The 21,750-nt window shown below is 63.0% G+C and carries 23 protein-coding genes; 8 read left to right on the forward strand and 15 right to left on the reverse strand.

The window, feature by feature from the left end; genetic code table 11:
* Window positions 1-55 precede the first annotated feature (55 nt).
* Both greA and JOE60_RS05585 read right to left on the reverse strand, forming a co-directional pair.
* The gene (gene greA, locus JOE60_RS05580) at window positions 56-550 is read right to left on the reverse strand and encodes a transcription elongation factor GreA (protein ID WP_167264648.1); all 495 of its coding nucleotides are present in this window, start codon (window positions 548-550) and stop codon (window positions 56-58) included.
* Window positions 551-703: 153 nt separating this feature from the next.
* A complete protein-coding gene (locus JOE60_RS05585; RefSeq protein ID WP_167264649.1) occupies window positions 704-1,162 on the reverse strand; it encodes a DUF4307 domain-containing protein in 459 nt (152 codons plus the stop codon).
* 71 nt (window positions 1,163-1,233) lie between these two features.
* On the opposite strand from JOE60_RS05585, the gene mca reads away from it, so the two are divergent.
* Both mca and JOE60_RS05595 read left to right on the forward strand, forming a co-directional pair.
* The gene (gene mca / locus JOE60_RS05590; protein WP_167264650.1) at window positions 1,234-2,139 is read left to right on the forward strand and encodes a mycothiol conjugate amidase Mca; all 906 of its coding nucleotides are present in this window, start codon (window positions 1,234-1,236) and stop codon (window positions 2,137-2,139) included.
* A gap of 103 nt (window positions 2,140-2,242) precedes the next feature.
* Window positions 2,243-2,551 carry a hypothetical protein gene (locus JOE60_RS05595; protein WP_167264651.1) on the forward strand — a complete coding sequence of 103 codons (309 nt, stop codon included), beginning with the start codon at window positions 2,243-2,245 and terminating at the stop codon, window positions 2,549-2,551.
* Between the two features lie 50 nt (window positions 2,552-2,601).
* On the opposite strand, the gene trhA is transcribed toward JOE60_RS05595, so the two are convergent.
* Window positions 2,602-3,243 carry a PAQR family membrane homeostasis protein TrhA gene (gene trhA / locus JOE60_RS05600; RefSeq protein ID WP_167264652.1) on the reverse strand — a complete coding sequence of 214 codons (642 nt, stop codon included), beginning with the start codon at window positions 3,241-3,243 and terminating at the stop codon, window positions 2,602-2,604.
* Between the two features lie 150 nt (window positions 3,244-3,393).
* On the opposite strand from trhA, the gene JOE60_RS05605 reads away from it, so the two are divergent.
* Together JOE60_RS05605 and JOE60_RS05610 are read left to right on the forward strand one after the other, a co-directional pair.
* Window positions 3,394-4,155, forward strand: coding sequence for an isoprenyl transferase (locus tag JOE60_RS05605; RefSeq protein WP_167264956.1), 762 nt, complete (start codon window positions 3,394-3,396; stop codon window positions 4,153-4,155).
* Between the two features lie 237 nt (window positions 4,156-4,392).
* Window positions 4,393-5,787, forward strand: coding sequence for a PhoH family protein (locus tag JOE60_RS05610; RefSeq protein ID WP_418789469.1), 1,395 nt, complete (start codon window positions 4,393-4,395; stop codon window positions 5,785-5,787).
* Here JOE60_RS05610 and JOE60_RS05615 read toward each other — a convergent pair.
* Window positions 5,784-6,458 carry a GNAT family N-acetyltransferase gene (locus JOE60_RS05615; RefSeq protein WP_167264654.1) on the reverse strand — a complete coding sequence of 225 codons (675 nt, stop codon included), beginning with the start codon at window positions 6,456-6,458 and terminating at the stop codon, window positions 5,784-5,786. The genes JOE60_RS05610 and JOE60_RS05615 overlap by 4 nt on opposite strands.
* Window positions 6,459-6,611: 153 nt before the next feature.
* On the opposite strand from JOE60_RS05615, the gene JOE60_RS05620 reads away from it, so the two are divergent.
* Entirely contained in the window at window positions 6,612-7,157 is a 546-nt protein-coding gene (locus JOE60_RS05620) for a prepilin peptidase (RefSeq protein WP_167264655.1), read from the forward strand.
* 61 nt (window positions 7,158-7,218) lie between these two features.
* The gene (locus JOE60_RS05625; protein WP_167264656.1) at window positions 7,219-7,695 is read left to right on the forward strand and encodes an NUDIX hydrolase; all 477 of its coding nucleotides are present in this window, start codon (window positions 7,219-7,221) and stop codon (window positions 7,693-7,695) included.
* Window position 7,696: 1 nt separating this feature from the next.
* Here the strand turns inward: JOE60_RS05625 and JOE60_RS05630 are convergent, their stop codons facing one another.
* From JOE60_RS05630 to JOE60_RS05650, 5 genes are all read right to left on the reverse strand, one after another.
* Window positions 7,697-9,367, reverse strand: a complete 1,671-nt coding sequence (locus JOE60_RS05630) for an MDR family MFS transporter (RefSeq protein WP_167264657.1) — start codon at window positions 9,365-9,367, stop codon at window positions 7,697-7,699.
* Window positions 9,364-10,050, reverse strand: coding sequence for a TetR/AcrR family transcriptional regulator (locus tag JOE60_RS05635; RefSeq protein WP_167264658.1), 687 nt, complete (start codon window positions 10,048-10,050; stop codon window positions 9,364-9,366). Before JOE60_RS05635 ends, JOE60_RS05630 begins: the two co-directional genes overlap by 4 nt.
* A 150-nt stretch (window positions 10,051-10,200) precedes the next feature.
* A complete protein-coding gene (locus JOE60_RS05640) occupies window positions 10,201-11,628 on the reverse strand; it encodes a class II fumarate hydratase (protein WP_167264659.1) in 1,428 nt (475 codons plus the stop codon).
* Between the two features lie 87 nt (window positions 11,629-11,715).
* On the reverse strand, window positions 11,716-12,330 hold the full coding sequence (locus JOE60_RS05645) for a carbonic anhydrase (RefSeq protein ID WP_167264660.1): 615 nt from the start codon (window positions 12,328-12,330) through the stop codon (window positions 11,716-11,718).
* Between the two features lie 89 nt (window positions 12,331-12,419).
* Window positions 12,420-13,094, reverse strand: a complete 675-nt coding sequence (locus JOE60_RS05650; protein ID WP_338112526.1) for a DUF4245 domain-containing protein — start codon at window positions 13,092-13,094, stop codon at window positions 12,420-12,422.
* A 200-nt stretch (window positions 13,095-13,294) separates the two neighbouring features.
* Between JOE60_RS05650 and glpX the strand changes: the two genes are divergently transcribed.
* Window positions 13,295-14,317, forward strand: a complete 1,023-nt coding sequence (glpX, locus tag JOE60_RS05655) for a class II fructose-bisphosphatase (RefSeq protein WP_204814986.1) — start codon at window positions 13,295-13,297, stop codon at window positions 14,315-14,317.
* Window positions 14,318-14,557: 240 nt separating this feature from the next.
* Here the strand turns inward: glpX and JOE60_RS05660 are convergent, their stop codons facing one another.
* From JOE60_RS05660 to JOE60_RS05680, 5 genes are read right to left on the reverse strand one after another with little or no spacing between them, the layout of a single operon-like run.
* On the reverse strand, window positions 14,558-15,493 hold the full coding sequence (locus JOE60_RS05660; protein WP_167264663.1) for a lipid II:glycine glycyltransferase FemX: 936 nt from the start codon (window positions 15,491-15,493) through the stop codon (window positions 14,558-14,560).
* A 3-nt stretch (window positions 15,494-15,496) separates the two neighbouring features.
* Window positions 15,497-16,747 carry a mannose-6-phosphate isomerase, class I gene (gene manA, locus JOE60_RS05665; RefSeq protein ID WP_167264664.1) on the reverse strand — a complete coding sequence of 417 codons (1,251 nt, stop codon included), beginning with the start codon at window positions 16,745-16,747 and terminating at the stop codon, window positions 15,497-15,499.
* Between the two features lie 50 nt (window positions 16,748-16,797).
* Entirely contained in the window at window positions 16,798-18,423 is a 1,626-nt protein-coding gene (locus JOE60_RS05670) for an LCP family protein (RefSeq protein WP_167264665.1), read from the reverse strand.
* An 11-nt stretch (window positions 18,424-18,434) separates the two neighbouring features.
* Entirely contained in the window at window positions 18,435-18,998 is a 564-nt protein-coding gene (gene purE, locus JOE60_RS05675) for a 5-(carboxyamino)imidazole ribonucleotide mutase (RefSeq protein WP_167264666.1), read from the reverse strand.
* Window positions 18,995-20,182 carry a 5-(carboxyamino)imidazole ribonucleotide synthase gene (locus JOE60_RS05680; RefSeq protein ID WP_167264667.1) on the reverse strand — a complete coding sequence of 396 codons (1,188 nt, stop codon included), beginning with the start codon at window positions 20,180-20,182 and terminating at the stop codon, window positions 18,995-18,997. Before JOE60_RS05680 ends, purE begins: the two co-directional genes overlap by 4 nt.
* A gap of 180 nt (window positions 20,183-20,362) precedes the next feature.
* On the opposite strand from JOE60_RS05680, the gene JOE60_RS05685 reads away from it, so the two are divergent.
* Window positions 20,363-20,929, forward strand: coding sequence for a GtrA family protein (locus JOE60_RS05685; protein ID WP_167264668.1), 567 nt, complete (start codon window positions 20,363-20,365; stop codon window positions 20,927-20,929).
* On the opposite strand, the gene JOE60_RS05690 is transcribed toward JOE60_RS05685, so the two are convergent.
* Window positions 20,916-21,611: a TIGR03089 family protein gene (locus JOE60_RS05690; protein WP_167264669.1), complete on the reverse strand. Its 696-nt coding sequence runs from the start codon at window positions 21,609-21,611 to the stop codon at window positions 20,916-20,918. The genes JOE60_RS05685 and JOE60_RS05690 overlap by 14 nt on opposite strands.
* Between the last annotated feature and the right edge of the window lie 139 nt (window positions 21,612-21,750).

Raw genomic sequence — 21,750 nt, forward strand, 5'->3', positions numbered from 1 at the left:
GCCGGCCCGCCCCGCCAAGGGGTGGACCGGCGTCGTTCGTTGTATTTTGTGGCTGTTAGCCTGCGTACGGCTTGGCGGAAACGATTTCCACGGCGATTTCCTTGCCGTTGGGGGCGGTGTAGCTGAGCTTGTCGCCCTCCTTGTGGCCGATGATCGCTGCGCCCAGCGGCGACTTTTCGCTGAAGACGTCAATGTCCGAGTCGCCGGCGATTTCGCGTGATCCCAGCAGGAACTTCTCTTCGTCGCCTGCAATGCGGGCAACTACCAACATGCCGGGCTCAACGATTCCGTCGTCGGCCGGGGCTTCGCCCACCTGGGCATCGCGCAGAAGTGCCGTCAGCTGGCGGATGCGGGCTTCGATTTTGCCCTGCTCCTCTTTGGCTGCGTGGTAGCCGCCGTTTTCCTTGAGGTCGCCTTCCTGGCGGGCAGCTTCGATCTTCTGGACAATATCCGCCCGGCCCGGGCCGGAAAGGTGGTCCAGCTCAGCCGTCAAGCGATCGAATGCTTCCTGGGTAAGCCAAGCTGCAGTGGCGCTGTTGGTGGTAGACACGGATTTCTCCTCTAGATCTGACAATGCAAAAAGACCCCGCCGAGGTGGCCACTCGTGATGCTCAGTAACCAACTTAACGGGGTGAAGGTTTCATCCATTCTAGTGAAAAGGCAGGACTAAACCAAACCGCATGAGTCCGGGATCACACCGGAGTTACTTCCCGCTGTCCACAATCCAGCAGCTGTCCACCACGCCGGACACTGCCGGAGATTCGGTACGGAGGACGGTTCTTTGGATGGTGGTCCGCCCGCCGTCGGCCTCTTCCTCAGGGGCGTTCGGGCCGATTTCCACCACCTTCCAACCCACCACGGCAAACTTGGAATCCAGTGCCTTGACGGCGCACTTCGCCGTGGCGCCGGGGTACTTGGTGACCTGGTAATCAACCTCGGACTGGGTGGCATCAACGGTGCTGTAGCCCACGTCCTTGAAGGTCACAGGGGCCTGTGCGGAGCCCGTGGCAATATAGCCGGCAAAAGCTATTCCCACCGCCAGGGCGCCGATGAGGATGTTTCGCTTTGTTTTGCGGGTCATGGCCCGCTTTTTACCACCGTAGCGATTGGCTAGGCTGGTATCCGGCGATACTTGGGTGGCCTTGGGGTCCTCTGAAGTCACCCGTCCAGTTTAGTGCCGATCCCGGCGTCCCATCACCGCCCCAGCTCGAATCACGAAAGAGGAGCCGTCACGTGACAGCGTCCAGCAGTTCCGGGCAGCAACTGAGGTTGCTCGCCGTTCACGCCCACCCGGATGATGAGTCCAGCAAGGGCGCAGCAACCATGGCGATGTACGCGGCCGCAGGCGTGGACGTCATGGTGGCTACCTGCACGGACGGTTCCCGCGGAGACATCCAAAACCCTGCCATGGAGGATGCCCCGCACCCCAAGCGGGATATGGCTGGAGCCCGCCGGCTGGAGATGGCCAATGCAGCAGCCGTGCTGGGAATCAAGCAGCATTGGCTCGGATTCGTGGATTCCGGCCTTCCGGAGGGCGATCCCCTTCCGCCTTTGCCGCCGGGGTGCTTTGCCCTGCAGCCATTGGAGCGCGCCACCGCCCCGCTGGTCCGGCTGGTCCGTTCCTTCAAACCGCACGTCATCCTCAGCTACGACGAAAACGGCGGTTACCCGCACCCGGACCACATCATGTCCCACAAGGTGGCGGTAGAGGCCTATGAGGCCGCAGGGGATCCTGAGCGCTATCCCGGGCTGGGGGAGCCCTGGGCTCCGAGCAAGTTGTACTACGACCGCGCCTTCAGCCCGGAACGTTTCCGGGCCCTGCACTTCGCCCTGGAGGAAGCCGGCCTGCAGTCGCCCTACGCCGAGCGCCTTGCTGCCTGGTTGGAAGCAGATGCTGAAGGCCATACGCCCCCGGCGCCTGCCCACGAGACCACCACGCAGGTGGATTGCGGCCGGTTCTTTGAGGCCAGGGATGATGCGCTGCGTGCCCACCGGACCCAGATTGATCCGCTGGGCTTCTTCTTCGCTGTAACGCCCGAGCTGCAGCGTTCCGCATGGCCGTGGGAGGACTACAGCCTGATCCATTCACGGGTGCAATCCGAGCTGCCGGAAACGGATCTCTTCGCGGGGATAAGATAGAGGCTCCGAAGGTTTCTATCGCTCGTAGAAACAGTCCGGCCACCCTGCAGTCAGGCTCAGCCCTGCACAGCGGAATGCGTCAGCTCCCATAGAAGGTTTGAACGTGCATCACTTGCTACTTGCCCTGTCCGTGACTCCGACGCCAGATCCCACGGGAACGTTGCGGCCCGGCCTCTCCGAGGACCAGGTGACGCCGGGTACCTGGGGATTCGTCCTCACAGCCTTTATCGTGATCCTCACGACGTTCCTGATTGTGGACATGGTTCGCAGGATCCGGCGCGTCCGGTACCGGGCGCAGGTTGAGGAAGCACGTTTGGCTGCGGAAGAAGGCGGAACAGCGGACCAGGCCTCCGGTGCGGATGCGGACTCCGCAGCAGAGGACACCAACGACGCCGGTCCCTCACCGCGCTGATGTCGGCTGCCCGCTGACGCTGGCCGGCTGCTGCCTGGGCGGCGAGCCCTTTAGCTGAGTACCGCCATCATGATCGCGACGAAGTGTGCCGCGAACGCGAAGACGGTGAAGGCATGGAAGAGTTCGTGGAACCCAAAATGGGTGGGGCTGAAGTTGGGCTTTTTCAGCGCATAGAAGACCGCTCCCGCGATGTACAAGGCGCCTCCGACGCAGATAAGGATGGCGGCGGCAGCGTTGGCGGCGAAGAATTGCGGCAGGTAGAACAGTGCGCCGCAGCCCAAGGCGATGTACACCGGCACGTAGAGCCAGCGCGGGGCATGCGTCCACAGAATCCTGAAAAGCACGCCTGCTATGGCGCCCGACCACACCAGCCAGAGCAGCGTGGTGGCCTGGGGGCGTGGAAGGAGTGACCATGCGAGGGGCGTGTAGCTCCCGGCGATGACCAACATGATGTTGGTGTGGTCCAGGCGCTTGAGGACCATCCGGACTGCGGGGGACCAGTTTCCGCGATGGTAGACAGCGCTGACGCCGAACAGCAGGAACCCGGTGAGGGCGTAGATGGCCGATGTGATTTTCCGGTCCGGGGTGGGTGCGACCGTGACCAGGACAATGCCTGCTGCGAGTGCGAACGGCGCGGCAACCGCGTGGATCCATCCGCGCCAGCGGGGCTTTGTTTCAAGGAGCTCTGCCATGGTTAAAGAATAACTTACGGTTCGGTAAGTTACCGGCTGGTAGCTCTTTGGTTGATGAATTCAATACTGCGACTGCACTGCCGCGGCGGTTGAGGCAGGTAGCCTTGGATGTGGTTCGTCGTACAAGCAAGGAAGTCAGGTGAGAGTCCGGTGGAGCTGCCCGGTTTCCTCTACGGCTTCTATGAGCGCAAGCTCCTGCGGACATTGCCCCAGGACCAGATCCCACGCCACATCGGCGTCATGGTGGATGGAAACCGGAGATGGGCGCGGCAGTTCAACGCCCCCACCAGCCAAGGACATCAAGCAGGGGCGGACAAGATCCACGAGTTCCTTGGCTGGTGCCAGGAACTGGGCGTGGAAGTTGTGACTCTGTACATGCTTTCCACGGACAACATGAACCGTTCCGGTGAGGAACTGGATCTCCTCATGGGAATCATCGCCAACACCATGGACCGGCTGGACGAGGACGAAGACGTCTCGGTGCACGCCATGGGTGCCCCCGAACTCCTCCCTGACTACCTTGCCGAGCGTCTCAACAAGCTCACCTCGCGTACGCCAGTGCATGAAAAGATCCACGTGAATGTTGCGGTGGGATACGGCGGACGCCGCGAAATAGTCGACGCCGTGCGTGAGCTCCTGCATGATGCGGCCGCCAAGGGACGCAGCATGACCGAAGTTGCAGATGAACTTTCGGTGGACGACATTTCACGGTTCCTTTACACGAGGGGCCAGCCCGATCCCGACCTCGTGATCCGTACCTCGGGGGAGCAGCGGCTGTCCGGATTCCTGATGTGGCAAAGCGCCTACAGTGAGTTTTATTTCTGCGAGGCCTTGTGGCCGGCGTTCCGCAAGGTTGATTTCCTGCGGGCGCTCAGGGATTACGCGGGACGCAACCGCCGCTTTGGCGCCTGACTCCCCGCCGGTTCACCTGGAATTAATGTTCCAACCCGCGACTTGCCGGGCGGGGATTCAGGAAATGAATGTGTCAGGGATTACGTTAATCCCATCAGCAGGCAAAACCGCCCGCTGATCGGGGAGGCCAATACATGGAGCGAAATTTCGCACCAGTTATATGGGAGGCCACGCCCGGCCTTCCGGCCGAGCCGCTTCACCATTAGGCCGGGCGATCTGCCCGGGGCTGGAGTCGATGTGGCTATTTCTGAGCAACTGCCCGCAATGGTTTCCGACGGGGAAAGTGCAGCTACCTCTCGCACCAAAGGGGTCACCCGCCACGAGCGGACCGATACATCCGCCACTGGCCGCAGCTACGTGATCGATACGTCTGTTCTACTCTCCGACCCCCACGCCTTGTTGCGGTTTGCCGAGCACGAGGTGATTGTCCCCATCGTGGTCATCAGCGAACTTGAAGGCAAGCGCCATGATCCCGAGCTGGGCTACTTCGCACGAAAGGCCCTGAGGCTCCTGGATGACCTCAGGATCGAACACGGAGGCCTGGACCACTCCATTCCCCTTGGGACCGAAGGAGGGAGGCTCAGGGTGGAAATGAACCACATTTCCCCGGACGTCCTGCCTGCCGGGTTCCGTGGCGGGGACAATGACAGCCGCATCCTGGCTGTCGCCAAGAATCTTTCCAATGAGGGCAACGACGTCACGGTGGTTTCCAAGGACCTCCCCATGCGGGTCAAAGCCTCTGCCATGGGCCTGCAGGCTGACGAGTACCGCAATGAACTCGTCAAGGACTCTGGCTGGACCGGCCTGGCTGAGGTGGAGGCCAGCGACGAGGAAATCACCACGCTGTACGGGCACGAGCCTGTGTTCATCCCGTCGGCAGCGGAAATGCCGGTCAATACAGGCTTGGTGCTGCTTTCCAACCGGGGCTCCGCGTTGGGCCGCGTCGGCTCGGATAAGCAGGTCCGTTTGGTCAAGGGAGACCGGGACGTCTTTGGCCTCCACGGTCGGTCCGCCGAACAACGGCTGGCCATCGACATGCTCATGGACCCTGCGGTGGGCATTGTGTCCATCGGAGGCCGGGCCGGCACCGGCAAGTCCGCGCTGGCCCTGTGCGCCGGTCTGGAAGCAGTCCTGGAACGCCGTGAGCACCGCAAAGTTGTGGTGTTCCGGCCGCTCTACGCAGTGGGCGGCCAGGAGCTCGGTTACTTGCCGGGATCCGAATCCGAAAAAATGAACCCGTGGGCACAGGCCGTGTTCGACACCCTGGGAGCGCTGGTGAGCCAGGAAGTCGTGGAGGAAGTCATGGACCGGGGAATGCTGGAAGTCCTCCCGCTCACCCACATCCGCGGACGATCGCTCCATGATGCTTTCGTGATCGTGGACGAAGCCCAGTCCTTGGAAAAGAACGTGCTCCTGACGGTCATGAGCCGCATCGGACAGAACTCCAAGATTGTCCTTACCCACGATGTCGCCCAGCGCGACAACCTCCGCGTTGGCCGGCACGACGGTATTGCGGCCGTGGTGGAGACACTCAAAGGTCACCCGTTGTTTGGGCACATCACCCTGACCCGTTCAGAGCGTTCTCCCATTGCGGCCCTGGTGACCGAGTTGCTGGAGGGCGCCGAGATCTAGTCCCTGACTGGACCCGTCACGGGCCCTCGCAGTCCCAGGTAGGACTTCAGTTCCCGGTGGCCTTGGACTGTGAGGGTCCAGTCGGGGCGTTTGAACGTGGCGGGCGTCAGGCGGACCTTCTGGACTTCCTGGACGGTGTCCCCCCAGCCGTCGCGGACGATGCCGTTGGGCTGGTAGCCGAGGCTGGCGGAGACCCCCAGGGACTGGGAGTTCCACACGGCAGCCTCCGATTCGGCCACCTCGGCGTCCAGGTAGTCGAAAGCAAAACTTACGACGGCGGCACGCATCTCCTTGCCGAACCCCCGCCCCTGCGCGGACTGCTTGAGCCAGGATCCGGTACCTACTGTTTTGAGGGCAGCGAAGTTCTTGGCTGCAATGTCCTGGACTCCCAGGAATTCGTCCTCATGCCACACTGCCAGGAGGAGGGTCCATTCCTCCGGCGTGAAGTTGCCACGGCAACGCCAGTACCACTGGGCCATGTTGGGGGCCAGCTTTTCCGCGGGCATCTCGGCCCACGGCCTGCTGAATGGGCTCTTGCCGGGCGGGTGGATCCCGGAACGGGCCGCCTCCACCGCAGCGGGAATGTCCTCATCCAGGATGGCCCGGAGCGTCAGCCTGGGGGTACTGAGAGTGAGTCCGAACGGGGGCCAGAATTCTGCCAAAGAGGTCATCGCGGTAGCTTAGCGGCTGCCGTCATGGCGTGCGAGTCACAGATGTGGAGGACAAGTCGCAGCCGCGGCAGTCCGCACCCAATGGCCCCTTATCCACAGGAGATCGCCCCGGACAGGCCCTGCGCCGTGGGCAGGGCTGGATAGCATCCGTAAGTGATTCAACGACTATCCGGGCTCTGGACTGCAGCCCCCGTGGCCTTTTGGCTGCTCAGCGCTGCTTGCTTGTACTACGTGGTGATGGCGGTCAGGCTGTCCGTCATTGACCTCCGGAGCCACTTGCTGCCCAACCGCATCGTGTTGCCCTCCTACGTTGTGGCCGGCGTGCTGCTGATCTCTGCTGCAGTGGCCGCAGCCATGTCCGGCGCAGACCCGGCGCTCGGTGCGGCGTGGGCCGGGGTGCCCGGGCTGGGCATCCCGGCCGGGGGCGTCGGGCTGTGGCTCGCCTACTTTGTGCTGCACCTCATCCATCCACCGGGAATGGGGTTCGGCGACGTGAAGCTGGCCGGTGTGCTCGGAATGTATCTGGGTTGTCTTGGCTGGCCCCATGTCCTGGCCGGCACGTTCGCGGCGTTCCTGCTGGGTGGGGTGTGGAGCGTGGGAATCCTTGCCCTTGGCCGGGGCACCCTGCGAACGGCGATTCCCTTTGGCCCCTTCATGCTGATCGGAGCCGGCGCGGCCATGGTGCTGCTGCCTGCGTGAGACTAGCCTGTGTTCAGGGCTTCGGCCGTGGGTACTGAATCTTGAGGGGGCGGAAGACACCATGGGTGCACCGGAATTTGTGCTCAGGCTTCGGGAAAAGATCGGCAGCGATCCCTTGTGGCTTCCGGCGGTGCGCGGAGTGGTCTTCGACGACGACGGCCGGGTGCTGCTGGGCCAGCGGGCGGACAACGGGCACTGGGCCCTCATCACGGGCATGCTGGAGCCGGGGGAGCATCCTGCCCCCGGGCTTGTGCGCGAGATCTTCGAGGAAACAGGGGTGGTGGCCGAAACGGAGCGGATTATCGGCGTCGGCGTTGTTGGCCCGGTGACGTTCCCCAACGGTGATGTGTGCGACTTCCTGGACATCACCTTCAGGTGCAGGTACGTGTCCGGAGAAGCGCGGGTGAATGACGACGAATCCCTGGACGTCGGCTGGTTCGCGTTGGATGAGCTTCCCGACATGAGCCAAGGCCATGTGGAAGCCATCAGGCTCGCCACGGAGCCCGAAGGCCCCGTGGCGTACCAAACGGAGGATTAGGCTAACGCTCCGAGCCGGCAAGCCTGTCAGCTTCGGGTCGATCGGTCTCCAGGCCGTCAGCGTCAATCCGCGCAGCTTCAAGCCGCTCCGCTTCGAGTCGGACAGCTTCCTCGCCGCCCACAGCCTCACCACGTGCCACCATGCCGGCGGTGTCGGAGAGCGGGATCTGCTTGAGCGTAATGGCCAGGATCAATGCGATGGCGATGAACGGCACGAGGTACCAGAACACCGGGGCCAGCGAGTTCGCGTAGGCATTGACGATCGCATCCCGCAATTGCTCCGGCATCTGCGCCAACGCCTGCGGATCAAGGGTGCTGGTGGACTGGGACGCCTGTTCGGCGGACGCACCGGCGCCCGTGAAAGCGCTGGTCAGGGACTCTGCCAGCCGGTTGGTGAAGATGGCTCCGAAAACAGCAACACCCAACGAAGCGCCCACTTCACGGAAGTAGTTATTGGTACTGGTTGCGGTACCGATCTGGTCAGCCGGCACCGAGTTCTGAACCACCAGGACAATGACCTGCATGATCAGGCCAAGGCCCGCACCGAAGATGAAGAGCTGTACGCAGATTACCCAGATGGGCGTGGCTGCCGTCAGGGTGGTCAGCCACAGCATGGCCGCGATGGTCAGTGACGCACCCAGGATGGGGAACATCTTGTACTTGCCGGTCTTGGAAATGCGGATACCGGAGTAGATCGAGGTGCCCATCAGGCCAACCATCATGGGCAGCATGAGCAGCCCGGACTCGGCAGCGGAGGTTCCCGAGGACATCTGCAGGAAGGTGGGCACGAAGGCGATTGCTGCGAACATGCCCAGGCCCAGGGTGAAACCGATGGCCGTTGCGTTGATGAAGATGGGGTTCTTGAACAGGCTCAGGGGAATGATGGGGTCCTCTGCGCGCCGTTCGGTCATCACAAAGAGAACCGCAGCCAGGACCATGCCGGCGCCGAACGCCCAGGTCAGTGGGGAATCCCAGCCTTCATCCTTCTTGCCGCCAAAGTCGGTGAAGAAGATCAGGCAGGTGGTGGCGGCCGAAAGGAACAGGACACCGAGGATGTCGATCTTCTTTTCGGCCTTCTTGTTGGGCAACGTCAGGGTGAACCAGGCGGTGATGAAGGCCGCGATGCCAATGGGGATGTTGATGTAGAAGGCCCATTCCCACGTGAGGTGATCCACGAAGAAGCCACCCAGGAGGGGGCCGGCTACTGCGGAGAGACCGAAGATGGCCCCCAGCGGTCCCATGTACTTGCCGCGTTCCTTGGCGGGAACAATGTCAGCAATGATGGCCTGGCTGAGGATCATCAAGCCACCGCCGCCCAGGCCCTGGATGGCACGGAAGATCACGAAGCCCCAGAAATCCGTGGCGAATGCGCAGCCCACGGACGCAAGGGTGAAGAGGGCGATGGCCACCAGGAAGAGGTTGCGCCGGCCAAGGATGTCACCGAACTTGCCGTAAATGGGCATCACGATGGTGGTTGCCAGCAAGTAGGCGGTGGTGATCCAGGCCTGGTGCTCCACGCCTCCCAGCTTGCCCACGATGGTGGGCATGGCCGTGGAGACGATTGTCTGGTCCAGGCTGGACAAGAGCATGCCGGCGATCAGCGCGGAGAAGATGATCCAGATGCGTTTCTGGGTCAGCAGCAGTGGCTCTGCCGCTTTGGATAATGTGCTCATGCGGGGTCCTTCGAGGTTTCAAGGGGGTTGGGTCCCAGTTGGTGGCTCGTGGCCAGGGGCTGGGCAAAGAGTTTGCGTGCGGCGTTGAGGTTCTGCTCCAGAATTCCGCGGTAGGAGCGGGTGTTGTCCTCTGAGAAGAACTGCTGTGCCGTCTTCTTCGAGACAGCCCCGAACATGGCGGTGGCGGTCATGACCTCGGGATGCCCAGGGTCCAGCCCTTCGCGGGCGGCAACCAGCGCTGCGAACTGGCGCTCGCGGGCCTCACCTTCAAGCGTGAGCCGCGCCAGGAGCTGGGGTTCGGCCGTAACGGCTGCAATGAACTGCCGCACCTCGGTGCGGCTGATGGAAGAACGCTCCATCAGGGTGACCGTGAGGACATGCAGGGCAGCAAGGAGTGTTCCGGAAATGCTGTCCGGCGTGCGGGAGGGGTTCTGGTTGAATTCCTCCAGCGCATCCGCGGGCAACTCGTCGGAAAACGAGCCGATCACAGCGTCTTCCTTGGAATGGAAGTAGTTGAAGAAGGTCCGGCGCGAAATTCCCGCCGCTTCGCAGACTTCCTCAACCGTGAAGCCGTTGAGCCCATGCTCAGCGGTCATGGAACGCGCGACGGCGGTGATCGCCGTCCGCGTGGCAGCCCGCTTGCGCTCGCGGAGGCCGCCGTCGATATTTGCACTATTGCTCACAAAGTAAAGTTTTGCACTATTGATTCAAGAGTGCAATCTTTTGCGTGTGTCATCTCCCACACAGGTAAAACGTCCGGGGACGACGACGGCCGGTACTTTCCGTGCGGAAGGTACCGGCCGTCGTCGTGCTTCAGGTATTGAACCTAAGGGCTAGGCCTTGTGGGCCGGGGCCGTCATGGTGGTGACGTCCAAGGCCTTGTCGAGGTCAGCCTCGGAAACCTGGCCTTCGCCGTCGCCGACGAAGCCAAGCTTCTCGGTGGCCTGGCGGATGGTCAGGCCTTCCTTGACGGCGATCTTGGCGATCTTTGCCGCATTCTCGTACCCGATGTACTTGTTCAGCGGGGTCACGATGGACGGCGAAGCTTCAGCCAGGAAGCGTGCGCGCTCAACGTTGGCGGTGATGCCGTCGATCATCTTGTCGGCCATGACACGGCTGGTGTTCGCCAGCAGGCGGATGGACTCGAGCAGGTTGGCGGCCATGACGGGGATGCCGACGTTGAGCTCAAAGGCGCCGTTGGTGCCGGACCACGCGATGGTGGTGTCGTTGCCGATCACCTGTGCGCAGGCCATGATGGACGATTCGCAGATGACCGGGTTGACCTTGCCCGGCATGATGGAGGAGCCCGGCTGGAGGTCGGGGATGGCGATCTCGCCAAGACCCGTGTTGGGGCCCGAACCCATCCAGCGGAGGTCGTTGTTGATCTTCATGAAGGAGATCGCGATGTTACGGAGCTGGCTTGAGCCCTCGATGAGGCCGTCGCGGTTTGCCTGCGCTTCGAAGTGGTCGCGGGCCTCCGTCAAGGGCAGCCCGGTGTCGGCGGCAAGGAGTTCAATCACGCGCTCCGGGAAGCCGGCCGGGGTGTTGATGCCCGTGCCTACGGCGGTGCCGCCCAGGGGAACTTCGGCAACGCGGGGGAGTGCGGCGTTGATGCGCTCAATGCCGTAGCGGACCTGCGCGGCGTAGCCACCGAATTCCTGGCCCAACATCACGGGCGTGGCATCCATGAGGTGGGTACGGCCTGACTTGACGACGTCCTTGAATTCCACGGCCTTGCGGTCCAGGGAAGCTGCCAAGTACTCCAAAGCCGGGATCAGATCGTTGATCAGGGCCGAGGTGGCTGCCACGTGGACGGAGGTGGGGAAGACATCGTTGGAGGACTGCGATGCGTTCACGTGATCGTTCGGGTGGACAACTTTGTCGCTCCCGGCAGTTGCGAGGGCGCGGGATGCGAGCTCGGCGATGACCTCGTTGGTGTTCATGTTGGAGGAAGTGCCGGAGCCGGTCTGGAAGACGTCAATCGGGAAGTCGCCGTCGTACTTACCGGTTGCTACCTCGTCGGCAGCTGCGGCGATTGCCTCGGCGAGCTCACCATCGAGCACCCCCAGTTCGGCATTCGCCAGGGCTGCGGCCTTCTTGACGCGGGCAAGGGCTTCAATGTGGGTGCGCTCAAGCGTTTTTCCGGAGATGGGAAAGTTCTCCACGGCTCGCTGCGTCTGGGCGCGGTACAGGGCGTTCACGGGGACGCGAACTTCGCCCATCGTGTCATGTTCAATACGGAACTCAGTGGTGGAAGTCATGGGCCTAGCTTATGGCGATTCCGGGTCCCACTGGAAACCCGGGAGCCAGTGCTACGTGCTCCGGCCCGGGGACCGGAGCACGCGGTACTAAACCTCGCCGATCGCGGAAACAAGGGCCGCCTGGCCCTCGCCGAGCTTGTAGGAGAGGCCAATGACAGCCACGCGGCCTTCGTCAATGGCGTCCGAAATCACACGCGAGCTGTCCGCCAGGCGTTCAGCCGTCTGCTTGACGTGCTCCACCACCATGTCATTGACGTCCTCCTGGCCATTGCGCTTGGCCGTAAGAACCGAGGGGGTGATGCGCTCAACGAGGTCACGGATGAAGCCCGGCGGCATGTCACCTGTTTCCACTGCAGCCTTGGTGGCCGTCACTGCGCCGCAACTGTCGTGGCCAAGGATGGCGATCAGGGGGACCTGGAGTTCGCTGATGCTGTACTCAAGCGAACCCAGGACGGCGTCGTCAATCACCTGCCCGGCCGTGCGGACCACAAAAGCGTCGCCCAGGCCGAGGTCGAAAATGATTTCAGCCGCCAGGCGTGAATCCGCGCAGCCAAAGATCACCGCGAAGGGATTCTGGCCCTCAAGGAGCGACGATCGGCGGGACGCATCCTGGTTGGGATGGCGCGATTCGCCGGAAACAAAACGTTCGTTGCCCTCACGGAGGCGTTCCCACGCCAGGGCTGGAGTCAGGTTAGTAGGCACGAGCCTTACTTTACGACGCCGATCCTTGGTGCGGTGAAACTATGTCGCGTTCTTAACGGACAGTATTCGTGGCTGGCGCGGAGCGGCGCTCAGCTTGCGGGCGTCGCTGCCGGAGACGCGGAGGCGCCCTGGTCTGCGGACTTCACGACGGCGGCGGCGAGGGTTGCGAACTCCTCCACGCCAGCCGTGCCCGTCAGGATGATGGTGGTTCCGCGGTAGTTCAGCACCATGCTCCGCTGCTCTTTGCCGGAATCACGCAGTTCCCATTCCTGGCCTCCGGCATTGCGGGTTCCCGTGACAGGAAGATTTCCGGTCTGCTGGAGGACCCACGTGGGGTTGGCCTGGTTGGTTTGCGTCAGCCCGATGAAAGCCTCTTTGGGGGTCAGGAATCCCACTTCCCACGTGGGTACCCCGCTCCCGGTGCCGGATTCCCACCGGGCATAGTTGGGTTTGAATGTGTCGCCCGTATCCGGCGTGACCGGTGTGAATCCCGCCACACCTGTGGCGTTCTTGGCAATTGAAGCGACGTCGATCTGCGGACGGAAGTCTTCGCCCTTGGGCGCCGGATTCATCAGCACAATAGGGAGGAAGGCCAGGACACACACCGCCAGCGCAATGACCATGCCGATCACCGAGGCATTGGCCCGCTTCGCCGCTTTCGCAGCAATGACGGGCTTGAAGGGGGCATCGGGTGCACTGGTGGGGGTAGCTCCGGAGGCGTCCTGTTGGTCGCCGGCAGCGGGCTTGTCCTGCGTTTCACTCACCCCACCATGATCCCTTATCCACGCAGTGAACGCACAACCGGGAGCCTCACCGTCCGCTGGAAGCTTGGTGGTCATTCAACGACTCGAACGGGATGCGGCGACTATGATCGTTGGTAGAGGAACCCCGGGGTGCTCTTTGCATCCCTGCCCGGTTCCGTGAATCGTCACTCGAAGAAGAGGTTCAAGTGTCTCCTGCACCAATGACCCAGCAGTATTCCACGATTTCGCCGTCCCTTGCAGTCGGCATCGACGAACCCGACCGGAACCTGGCGCTTGAACTCGTCCGCGTTACCGAGGCCGCAGCAATTGCCGGTGGCCACTGGGTAGGGTTCGGCGACAAGAACAAGGCAGACGGCGCAGCAGTCGATGCCATGCGTTCGTTCCTTCACACCGTCCACTTCAATGGCGTCGTGGTCATCGGTGAAGGCGAAAAAGACGAAGCCCCCATGCTGTTCAACGGCGAACAGGTTGGCGACGGCACCGGTCCCGAGTGCGATGTTGCCGTGGATCCGATCGATGGAACGCGCCTCACGGCACTGGGCATCAACAACGCCCTCGCTGTCCTGGCAGTGGCCGAGCGCGGCTCCATGTTCGACCCCTCCGCCGTGTTCTACATGGAGAAGCTGGTCACCGGCCCGGAAGCCGCCGACATGGTTGACCTCCGCCTGCCCGTCAAGCAGAACCTGCACCTGATCGCCAAAGCCAAGGGTGTCAAGGTCAACCAGCTCAACGTCATGATCCTGGACCGTGACCGCCACCGTCCGCTCGTGGAGGAAATCCGCGAAGCCGGTGCGCGCACCAAGTTCATCATGGACGGCGACGTCGCCGGTGCCATCGCTGCAGCCCGTTCCGGGACCGGTGTGGACGCCCTCATGGGTATCGGCGGAACGCCGGAAGGCATCGTCGCCGCCTGTGCCATCAAGTCGCTGGGCGGCGTCATCCAGGGCCGTCTGTGGCCGACGTCGGACGAAGAGAAGCAGAAGGCCATCGACGCCGGACACGACCTCGACCGCGTCCTGTCCACCAACGACCTCGTCACCTCCGACAACTGCTACTTCGCCGCAACCGGCATCACCGACGGTGACCTCCTGCACGGCGTGCGCTACCAGAAGGACCGCGTCCTGACGCAGTCCATCGTGATGCGTTCCAAGTCCGGGACCGTGCGCTTCGTGGATGCCGAACACCACGCGTCCAAGTGGGAGACCTACGCCCGCAAGGCATAATCCCTTCACCCAACGCGCCAAGGCGCAAAAAAGCGCCCCATCGCTCTGCGGCTATCTCCTCGTACCTCGTCGATTTGATGCCGCTGACGCGATAGGGCGCTTTTTCGCTGTCTGGGGCCTTGTTCCGTCACCACCCACTTTGGCTTTGGAACCCTGCCGACACGCCGTGATCCACGGCGTGTCGGGGCGTTGGCCGGCTCAAAGTGGGTGGTGGCGGCACGCGGGATCGCTGTGAAGGGCCTAGCGGAGCTTGTCGCGGACTTTTCTCGCCAGTTGGTAGGCGCCGTAGCGGAGTTTGTTCACCGGGAGGTCCCAGGTGCCCGGGTAGGAGACCTCGCGGCCGCCGAACGACTTTTTGAACGCCGTGAAGCCTGCCCACTTGTGGTCCGGCTGGTCCTCAGGTGCCACGCCCCACAAGTCCACGTGCTTGAGGCCCTTCTCCTTGGCATCGGCCATCAACGTGACCAACAAGGGGATCCCCGCACTGAGCTTGCGGTGGGTGTCATCCAAAGCGGCGTGGGCGTACACGCGGGTGTCCGCTGAGTCGTAAGCGAAGGCCGCAGCAATGGGCTGGCCCTCCAGCTCGGCGATAAACAGCGATCCTGCGCCCGCAGGCAGCAGGGACGCCGCCACCTGTGTGAGGTATTCGTCGCTCTGTGGCTTGAACCCGTTGCGGGCAGCTGTCAGGTGCAGGAAATGCAGGAGCACTGAAATGTCGGCGGGGTCCTGCGAAGCCCGGAACGTGACGCCCTTTTTGTGGATGTTCCTGTACAGGTTCCGGTTGGTGGGCTTCATTTCGGCCAACACGTCCTTGAAGTCGCCCTCAAGATCCACAATCCAGCTCAGCTCCGGCTGCTGGTTGACCGGCGCCGGGCGGAGGCCGCGGGCGCGGAGGAGGGGACCGGCGTCGGACGCTGTGAAACCCGCGGAGGCGGGCTCCATGCGGACGAAGACCGCACCATTCTCCTTGGCAAGAGCCACCAACGCCGCGGTGGCGGCGTCGAACGCCTCCACGGTAGCCGCTACCGGACCGTAAGGTGCGTAGAGCACCTTGCCGGCCGGGTTCTTTTCCTCAATGGCCAGGAAGCTCCAGCCGGGCCCGGACTGTTCATGGACGCGGCGCCCCAAGGAACGCTGGACGGCGGCCCACGCCGGGGTCTGCAGGAAAAACTCCATGGATCAGTTCCCCAAGCCCGTGGTGACGGCAAAGGCAACACTGACCTCAGTAGCTCCCTGCACAGGGTGGACGTTCACAGGCGCCTCAATGTCCGGGATGAAGGCCGAGCCGCCGCGCTGAAGCCGGAGATCGCTCTTCGGCGAATCGAGCAATACCTCACCGGCCACCACCACGACGACGGCGGGTCCGGATTGTGCCAGCGGAACCGGATCTGCTCCCGGGGCCAGTTCAATGCGCTGCAGCTGGAACTCCGTGAACGGCGGACGGTAAAGTTCCTGGCCGAACTCCGTCCCGCTGGCCTCTACGCGGGGTACCCCCAAGGACTCAAAGCGGACGGTCTTCAGAAGTTCGGGGACGTCCACATGCTTGGGGGTCAGGCCACCCCGCAGCACGTTATCCGAGGATGCCATCACCTCCACCCCCAACCCGTGGAGGTACGCGTGGATGTTGCCGGCCGGCAGGTAAACCACTTCGCCGGGCTTGAGCGAGAGGTGGTTGAGGAGGAGGGAGATCAGGACGCCGGGATCACCCGGGAAGGCCTCGTTGATGTCCACCATGGCCGTGAGGGCTTCACGGTACGGCTCAAGGGGCGCTCCCGCGGCCAGGACGGCAACAACTTCATCCACGGCATCGTTGACGGAGCTGCCGCCGTCAATCAGCCGGCTGAAGGCTGCTTTGAGTGCCTGTGCCTCGTCGGGGTCACTGAGGTCCGCAATGACGCCTTGGATGACGTCGGGAACACCAACCGCAGCAGAGTCCAGAACCTGCCGCAAATGGCCAAAGATGCCCTTGGACTCTGTCGCCGAACGGAAACCGCACAGTGCCTTGAAGTCCGTCAGCGCGAAGATCATTTCCGGCTTGTGGTTGTCGTCCCGGTAGTTGCGGTGGGGAGCGTCGGCTGGCACGCCGTTGGCATTCTCCCTTGCGAAGCCTTCGCGGGCCTGGTCAAGGCTCGGGTGTACCTGGAGCGAAAGAGGCTGCCCGGCGGCGAGCAGCTTGGTGAGAAACGGCAGCCGCGGTCCAAACGCGGCCAGGCTGGCGGCCCCGAGGAGGCGCTCCGGGTCCGAGGCGATCAGTGCATCGAGGGGTTCTGAGACGCCGCTGGGGTGCAGTGCTGTGGAGGGGGAGTCCGGGTGGGCCCCGATCCACAGCTCGGCTTCGGGTCCACCCGAGGCGGGCCGGCCCAGAAGGTCAGCGATCGCCGTCGTCGAACCCCAGGCGTAGGGTCGCAGAACATTCTCAATCTGGTACACGAAAGTAGGTCCTTAATCGTTTCGCTGGACGTGGAGGTGAAGCTGGCTGCCTACAGCGGAGCGCACTGCCCGTTGGTGGCCACGAGGTCACGGATGCCTTGTTCATCGCCCTGGGCCTTCAAACCGTTCAGAAGTTCCTCCGTGATGGGGGTTCCGTCCGGTGTAGTGGTCACCGGGGTGAAGTCGGCCGACGGCGATGGCAGTTGGCTGGCCGGCTGCGATCCGGAAGCTGGACCGGCGGCCGTTGTGCCTGTGCCGGCGCCACCAGCGGGTGTCAGGACGGCATCGTTGGCCTTGGGCTTGGCCTGGGTGGAAAGAAGTTCCTGGACCCTGCTGTGGATCACATCAAAGTCGGGAACCGTGGAGAACGAGGCCTCAAAGTCCGGTGGGCCGATCGTCAGCCGTTTGACCGGCTGGTTCTTGGACTTGAGGGCCAAATCAACAAAGCTGCCCAGCTGGCCGGAGGAGATGTTGGAGTCAACCACCTTGGTACCGGCGTTCGCGATGTCCTCGAACTTGGTCAGCAGGGTAGCGGGATCCAACTGTTTGAGCATGGCCTGCTGCACACACTGCTGGCGCGCAATCCGGGCGTAGTCGTCCACGAATTCGCGGGACCGTCCATACCAGAGTGCGTGGAAGCCATCCAGGTGCTGGTCCCCGGCCGGAATCCAGCCATCCGGCATCCCGTGGATGCCATTCGCTTCATCGGTGACCGGGCCGCTGATGGGCACCCAGCCTCCGGCTTTGATGCGGATACCGCCCATGGCGTCAATAAGTTTGGCGAAGCCATCCATGTCCACCAGCACATAAGCCTGCACCGTGATGCCGAGTGTCCCGGACACGGCTTCCAGGGTGGCCTGCGCACCGGGATCGGCGACGCCCGGGTAAAGGTCCTGGTGGTTGTTGGTGACCTCGGTGTTGACGGCATTGATCAGGCATTCGTCACCGCAGTTGTAGCCATCGGGGTAGATCTTGCGCATGGGCGAGTTTTCGCTGAACTGCGCATTCTGGAGATTGCGGGGGACCGAGATGATGGCGCTCTCGCCGGTCTTTGCATCGACGCTGATGACCGAGAGGCTGTCCGGACGGCGCCCGGTCCTGTCATCTCCGGCGTCGCCGCCCATCATGAGGAAGTTGTAGCGCCCGTCCACGGGATCGATCGCCGGGCCGGCGTCGAAGATACTGCCGATGGCGTTCCGGCTGACATTCAGGACGTAGGCAATGTAGCCGAGGGAACCACTGGCAAGGACCGTGGAGGCAACCAGGACCACGGCAATGATGGGCCGCATGCCGGGTGCCAGGAGAGTGGGCCTGATGATCCGCAGGGTGTTGAGGAACAGATACGCCCACCCCAAAGCCAGCAGTACCAGCGCAACAATGATGATCAGTGAGCCTACCGGGTGGGTGAATATGCTCAGCAGCGTTGTCCGGCTGACCAGGGCGATCAACAGCGTGATCAACGCCAAGGCCCAAACAGTCAGCGTGACCCGCAATGCCATGCGGCCCAGCTTGCGGTCCCCGGCAACGATCTGGGCACTGCCGGGGATGAAGAGGGTGAGGAGAACCAGCACGAAGGCGCGTTTGGTCCGTACCGGGGCGCTGGCCCCGGACGGGTACCGAACGGGATCAGTCAGGACAGCGCCGGGCTGATGCGGAGTCTTGTGCATGGTGGTCATCCGCTGCCTTCCTAGCGGGCGCTCCGGGCTGGGGAATCTGCCGGAGGGAAGACCTCTTCCACTTTGTTGCGCAGTTTCTCACCCTTCTGGGTGGCTACGTCGTTGAGTTCCTGGGCGAAGGCCAGCAGGTCCTGGCGAAGTTTCGCTGCGAGGTCGTCCGTCCCGGAGGCGAGTATGCGCACGGCAAGGAGTCCGGCATTCCGGGCGCCGGCGATGGACACCGTGGCAACCGGGACACCCGCAGGCATCTGGACGATGGACAACAGGGAGTCCATGCCATCCAGGGTCTTCAGCGGCACGGGGACTCCAATGACCGGAAGAGGGGTTACGGAAGCCAGCATGCCGGGAAGGTGTGCTGCACCGCCGGCGCCGGCAATGATGACCCGGAGCCCGCGCTCGTGGGCCGTCTGGCCATAGCGGATCATCTCGGTGGGCATGCGGTGGGCCGAGACGACGTCGGCCTCGAAGGGGATTCCGAATTCAGCCAGGGCGTCAGCAGCTGCTTCCATCACGGGCCAATCGGAATCGGAGCCCATGACCAGGCCTACCAACGGGGGTGTGGATGCTGACGTCATACGCTCTCCTCAAGGGTGGTGCGCTCGGGCATGCGGCCGTCGCGGATGATGTTGGCCACTGCGGTGGCACGCTGGCGGACAGAGTCGACCTCTGCTGCGGAGGTGCCCACGAGGTTCACGTGACCGATCTTGCGTCCCGGGCGGACGGACTTGCCGTACGAGTGGACCTTGGCGGCAGGCTCGTAGTTCAGGGCCATGGGGAAGGCGCTGAAGAGATCCTGGTTCTCCCCACCGAGGAAGTTCTTCATGACCGTGACGGGAGCCAAAGCATCGGTGGCACCCAACGGAAGGTCAAGGACTGCACGAAGGTGCTGTTCGAACTGGCTGGTGATGGAACCGTCCTGGGTCCAGTGGCCGGTGTTGTGCGGGCGCATGGCTAGCTCGTTGATGAGGAACCCCGCGCCGACTCCGGGCGTTTCGAAGAGTTCGGCGGCCATGACGCCGGTGACTCCGAGTTCGTTGGCGATCCGGAGGGCGGCTTCCTCGGCAGCGGCAGCCACCTCAACGGAAATGTCCTGGGCGGGCGCGATCACTTCATCGCACACGCCGTCCACCTGGATGGTGTGGACAACGGGCCACGCCCGTGCTTCACCGCTGGGGGTTCGCGCCACCAGCGCGGACAGCTCACGGCTGAACTCCACCTTGGCCTCAGCAAGGAGCGGGCTCATGGCGGCAAACCAGTCCGCGGTGTCAGCGGCTTCCTCTGCGGAGTCCACCATCCGCACACCTTTGCCGTCGTATCCGCCACGGGGGGTCTTCAACACCACGGGCCAACCGATCCGGTCACCGAAGGACACCAGTTCCTCCACCGAGCCAACCGCTGCCCATTCCGGGTTGGGAAGGCCCAGGCGGTCGATTGCCGCCCGCATCACCAGCTTGTCCTGGGCGTTTACCAGGGCATCGGGGCCGGGCTGGACGTTGACGCCTGCGTCCAGCAATGCACGCAAGTGGTCCGTGGGAACGTGCTCATGGTCGAAGGTGAGGACGTCCAGGCCCCGGGAGAAGTCCAGGAGCGTTTGGAGGTCTTTGTAGTCGCCCACGGGTGCGGAGGCCACTGCAGCAACAGCTGAAACGTCCTGGCCCTCGGCCAGAACGCGCAGTTCGAAGCCCAAAGCAGTAGCGGGAGGAGCCATCATTCGGGCGAGTTGGCCACCACCAACAACGCCAATTACTGGAAAAGTCACAAGGTTCAGCCTACCGAATGGGTGGCTGGATCACTGATTTCGCCGCCCAAGAGCCGGTTGTTTGGCAGTATGCGACGCCTTCTATGGGTGTTCTCACAGCCCAGTCCCCGGCATCTCAGTGAATTCGGCGCTAAAATAAGGGATGGCCCACCGGCCCATCTTCAACGGCCATGGAGGGTCATGATCACCACACTTGCAGATCGCATCCGCGGACTTGCCTCACTTTTTTGGCGCGAGGTTGCCAAATTCGGCGCCGTCGGCGGTGTTGCTTTCGTCATTGACTCGGCCGTTTTCATCTGGCTCTTTTCCGGCCCCATGCACGGCAGCGAAGTGTGGGCCAAGGCGCTTGCAACCATTGTGGCAAGCATTTTCTCCTGGGTGGCCAACCGTTTCTGGACGTTCAGGCACCGCAAACAAGCCAATGTGGTCCGCGAGGCCGTGCTGTTTGCCGTGATGAACATCGTGGGTCTCCTGATCGCTTCCGGATGTGTATGGTTCGCCAAGTACGTCCTGGAATTGAATGACAAACCGTCACTGTTCATTGCAGGCAGCGTGGTGGGCCTGGTTCTCGGCACCATCTTCCGATTCTTCGCTTACCGCTTCTGGGTGTTCAACGAAGAGCTGGATGCCGAGCCCGAGTTCTCCCACGACCACGAAATCATTGAGGGACACCACAAGCCCAAGGATGGCGTCCCTGGATCAGCCGGTTCCGCCACGGGTGAGCTCCCTTCCATCAAGAACGTGTGACGCGCTCGTTCTCCAGAAGATGATCGGTGACGTCCACCGACGGGTGCACCAAGACAACTGACCCATCAGCGTGCCAGGCTCCCAAGGCGTTGGCCAGGCACATTTCCAGGCCGTCGGCGGCGGGAACCAGAAGCCTGACCCCGGGCTCCTGTCCCGCGGCAAAGCTGTCCACCAGTCCCGCGTGTGCATGTGTTGCGGCGCCGCGGACGGCGGCCAGTCCGGGAGCCGGGTCCTCATGGGCCATGAAGACGTCACCGTGGGAGCGCACCTCGGCGGCGTAGTCAACAACGCCGGCCGGCAACCCACCCGGCCACCGCATGGCAAGCGCCGCGAGCGGAACTGCCACCACGGCGTCGAACCCTGCGCGGTCCGCTGTGTCCGGTGCATCTGTGACCAGCAGGTTGGCCGGGGTGCTGTCCAGGACGACTTCCATACCAAGCTGCCAGCCAGCCAATGCCCAAACCATCGACTTCCAGTGCGCGGGGAGATCCAGGCGCAAGGCCATTCCGGGTTCTGCGTCGAGTTCGTCCTGCAGCAGGTTGCTGGTTTTTGCCACCCAATTGTCCAGGACGCGGCCTGAAAGCTCCACGCGTTCAGCGTCGGGGCCGTACCAGGTGAGTCGGGGGGAAGTGGAGTGGCCGGACCGCAGCGCGGTCATCAAAGTGGCTGCCGGGATGCTCATTGGTCCATCTTGTCATGCAGCTCCGGCGGTGTCGCGGTTGTCACAGCAGGGCTGTGAATTGCGGCACAGGGGCTTAGTCAGGGTACTGTGTACTTGCCGGTCAGTTGCCCGGAAACCGCGGCAATACAGCAAATCTTCA

Source organism: Paenarthrobacter ilicis (assembly GCF_016907545.1).
GTDB lineage: Bacteria > Actinomycetota > Actinomycetes > Actinomycetales > Micrococcaceae > Arthrobacter > Arthrobacter ilicis.

Coding starts and splice junctions, on each gene's coding strand:
- JOE60_RS05670 (WP_167264665.1), bottom strand. CDS start 18,423: ATGACCACCATGCACAAGACTCCGCATCAGCCCGGCGCTGTCCTGACT.
- glpX (WP_204814986.1), top strand. CDS start 13,295: ATGACCCAGCAGTATTCCACGATTTCGCCGTCCCTTGCAGTCGGCATC.
- JOE60_RS05690 (WP_167264669.1), bottom strand. CDS start 21,611: ATGAGCATCCCGGCAGCCACTTTGATGACCGCGCTGCGGTCCGGCCAC.
- JOE60_RS05615 (WP_167264654.1), bottom strand. CDS start 6,458: ATGACCTCTTTGGCAGAATTCTGGCCCCCGTTCGGACTCACTCTCAGT.
- JOE60_RS05640 (WP_167264659.1), bottom strand. CDS start 11,628: ATGACTTCCACCACTGAGTTCCGTATTGAACATGACACGATGGGCGAA.
- JOE60_RS05625 (WP_167264656.1), top strand. CDS start 7,219: ATGGGTGCACCGGAATTTGTGCTCAGGCTTCGGGAAAAGATCGGCAGC.
- trhA (WP_167264652.1), bottom strand. CDS start 3,243: ATGGCAGAGCTCCTTGAAACAAAGCCCCGCTGGCGCGGATGGATCCAC.
- purE (WP_167264666.1), bottom strand. CDS start 18,998: ATGACGTCAGCATCCACACCCCCGTTGGTAGGCCTGGTCATGGGCTCC.
- JOE60_RS05630 (WP_167264657.1), bottom strand. CDS start 9,367: ATGAGCACATTATCCAAAGCGGCAGAGCCACTGCTGCTGACCCAGAAA.
- JOE60_RS05660 (WP_167264663.1), bottom strand. CDS start 15,493: ATGGAGTTTTTCCTGCAGACCCCGGCGTGGGCCGCCGTCCAGCGTTCC.
- JOE60_RS05685 (WP_167264668.1), top strand. CDS start 20,363: ATGATCACCACACTTGCAGATCGCATCCGCGGACTTGCCTCACTTTTT.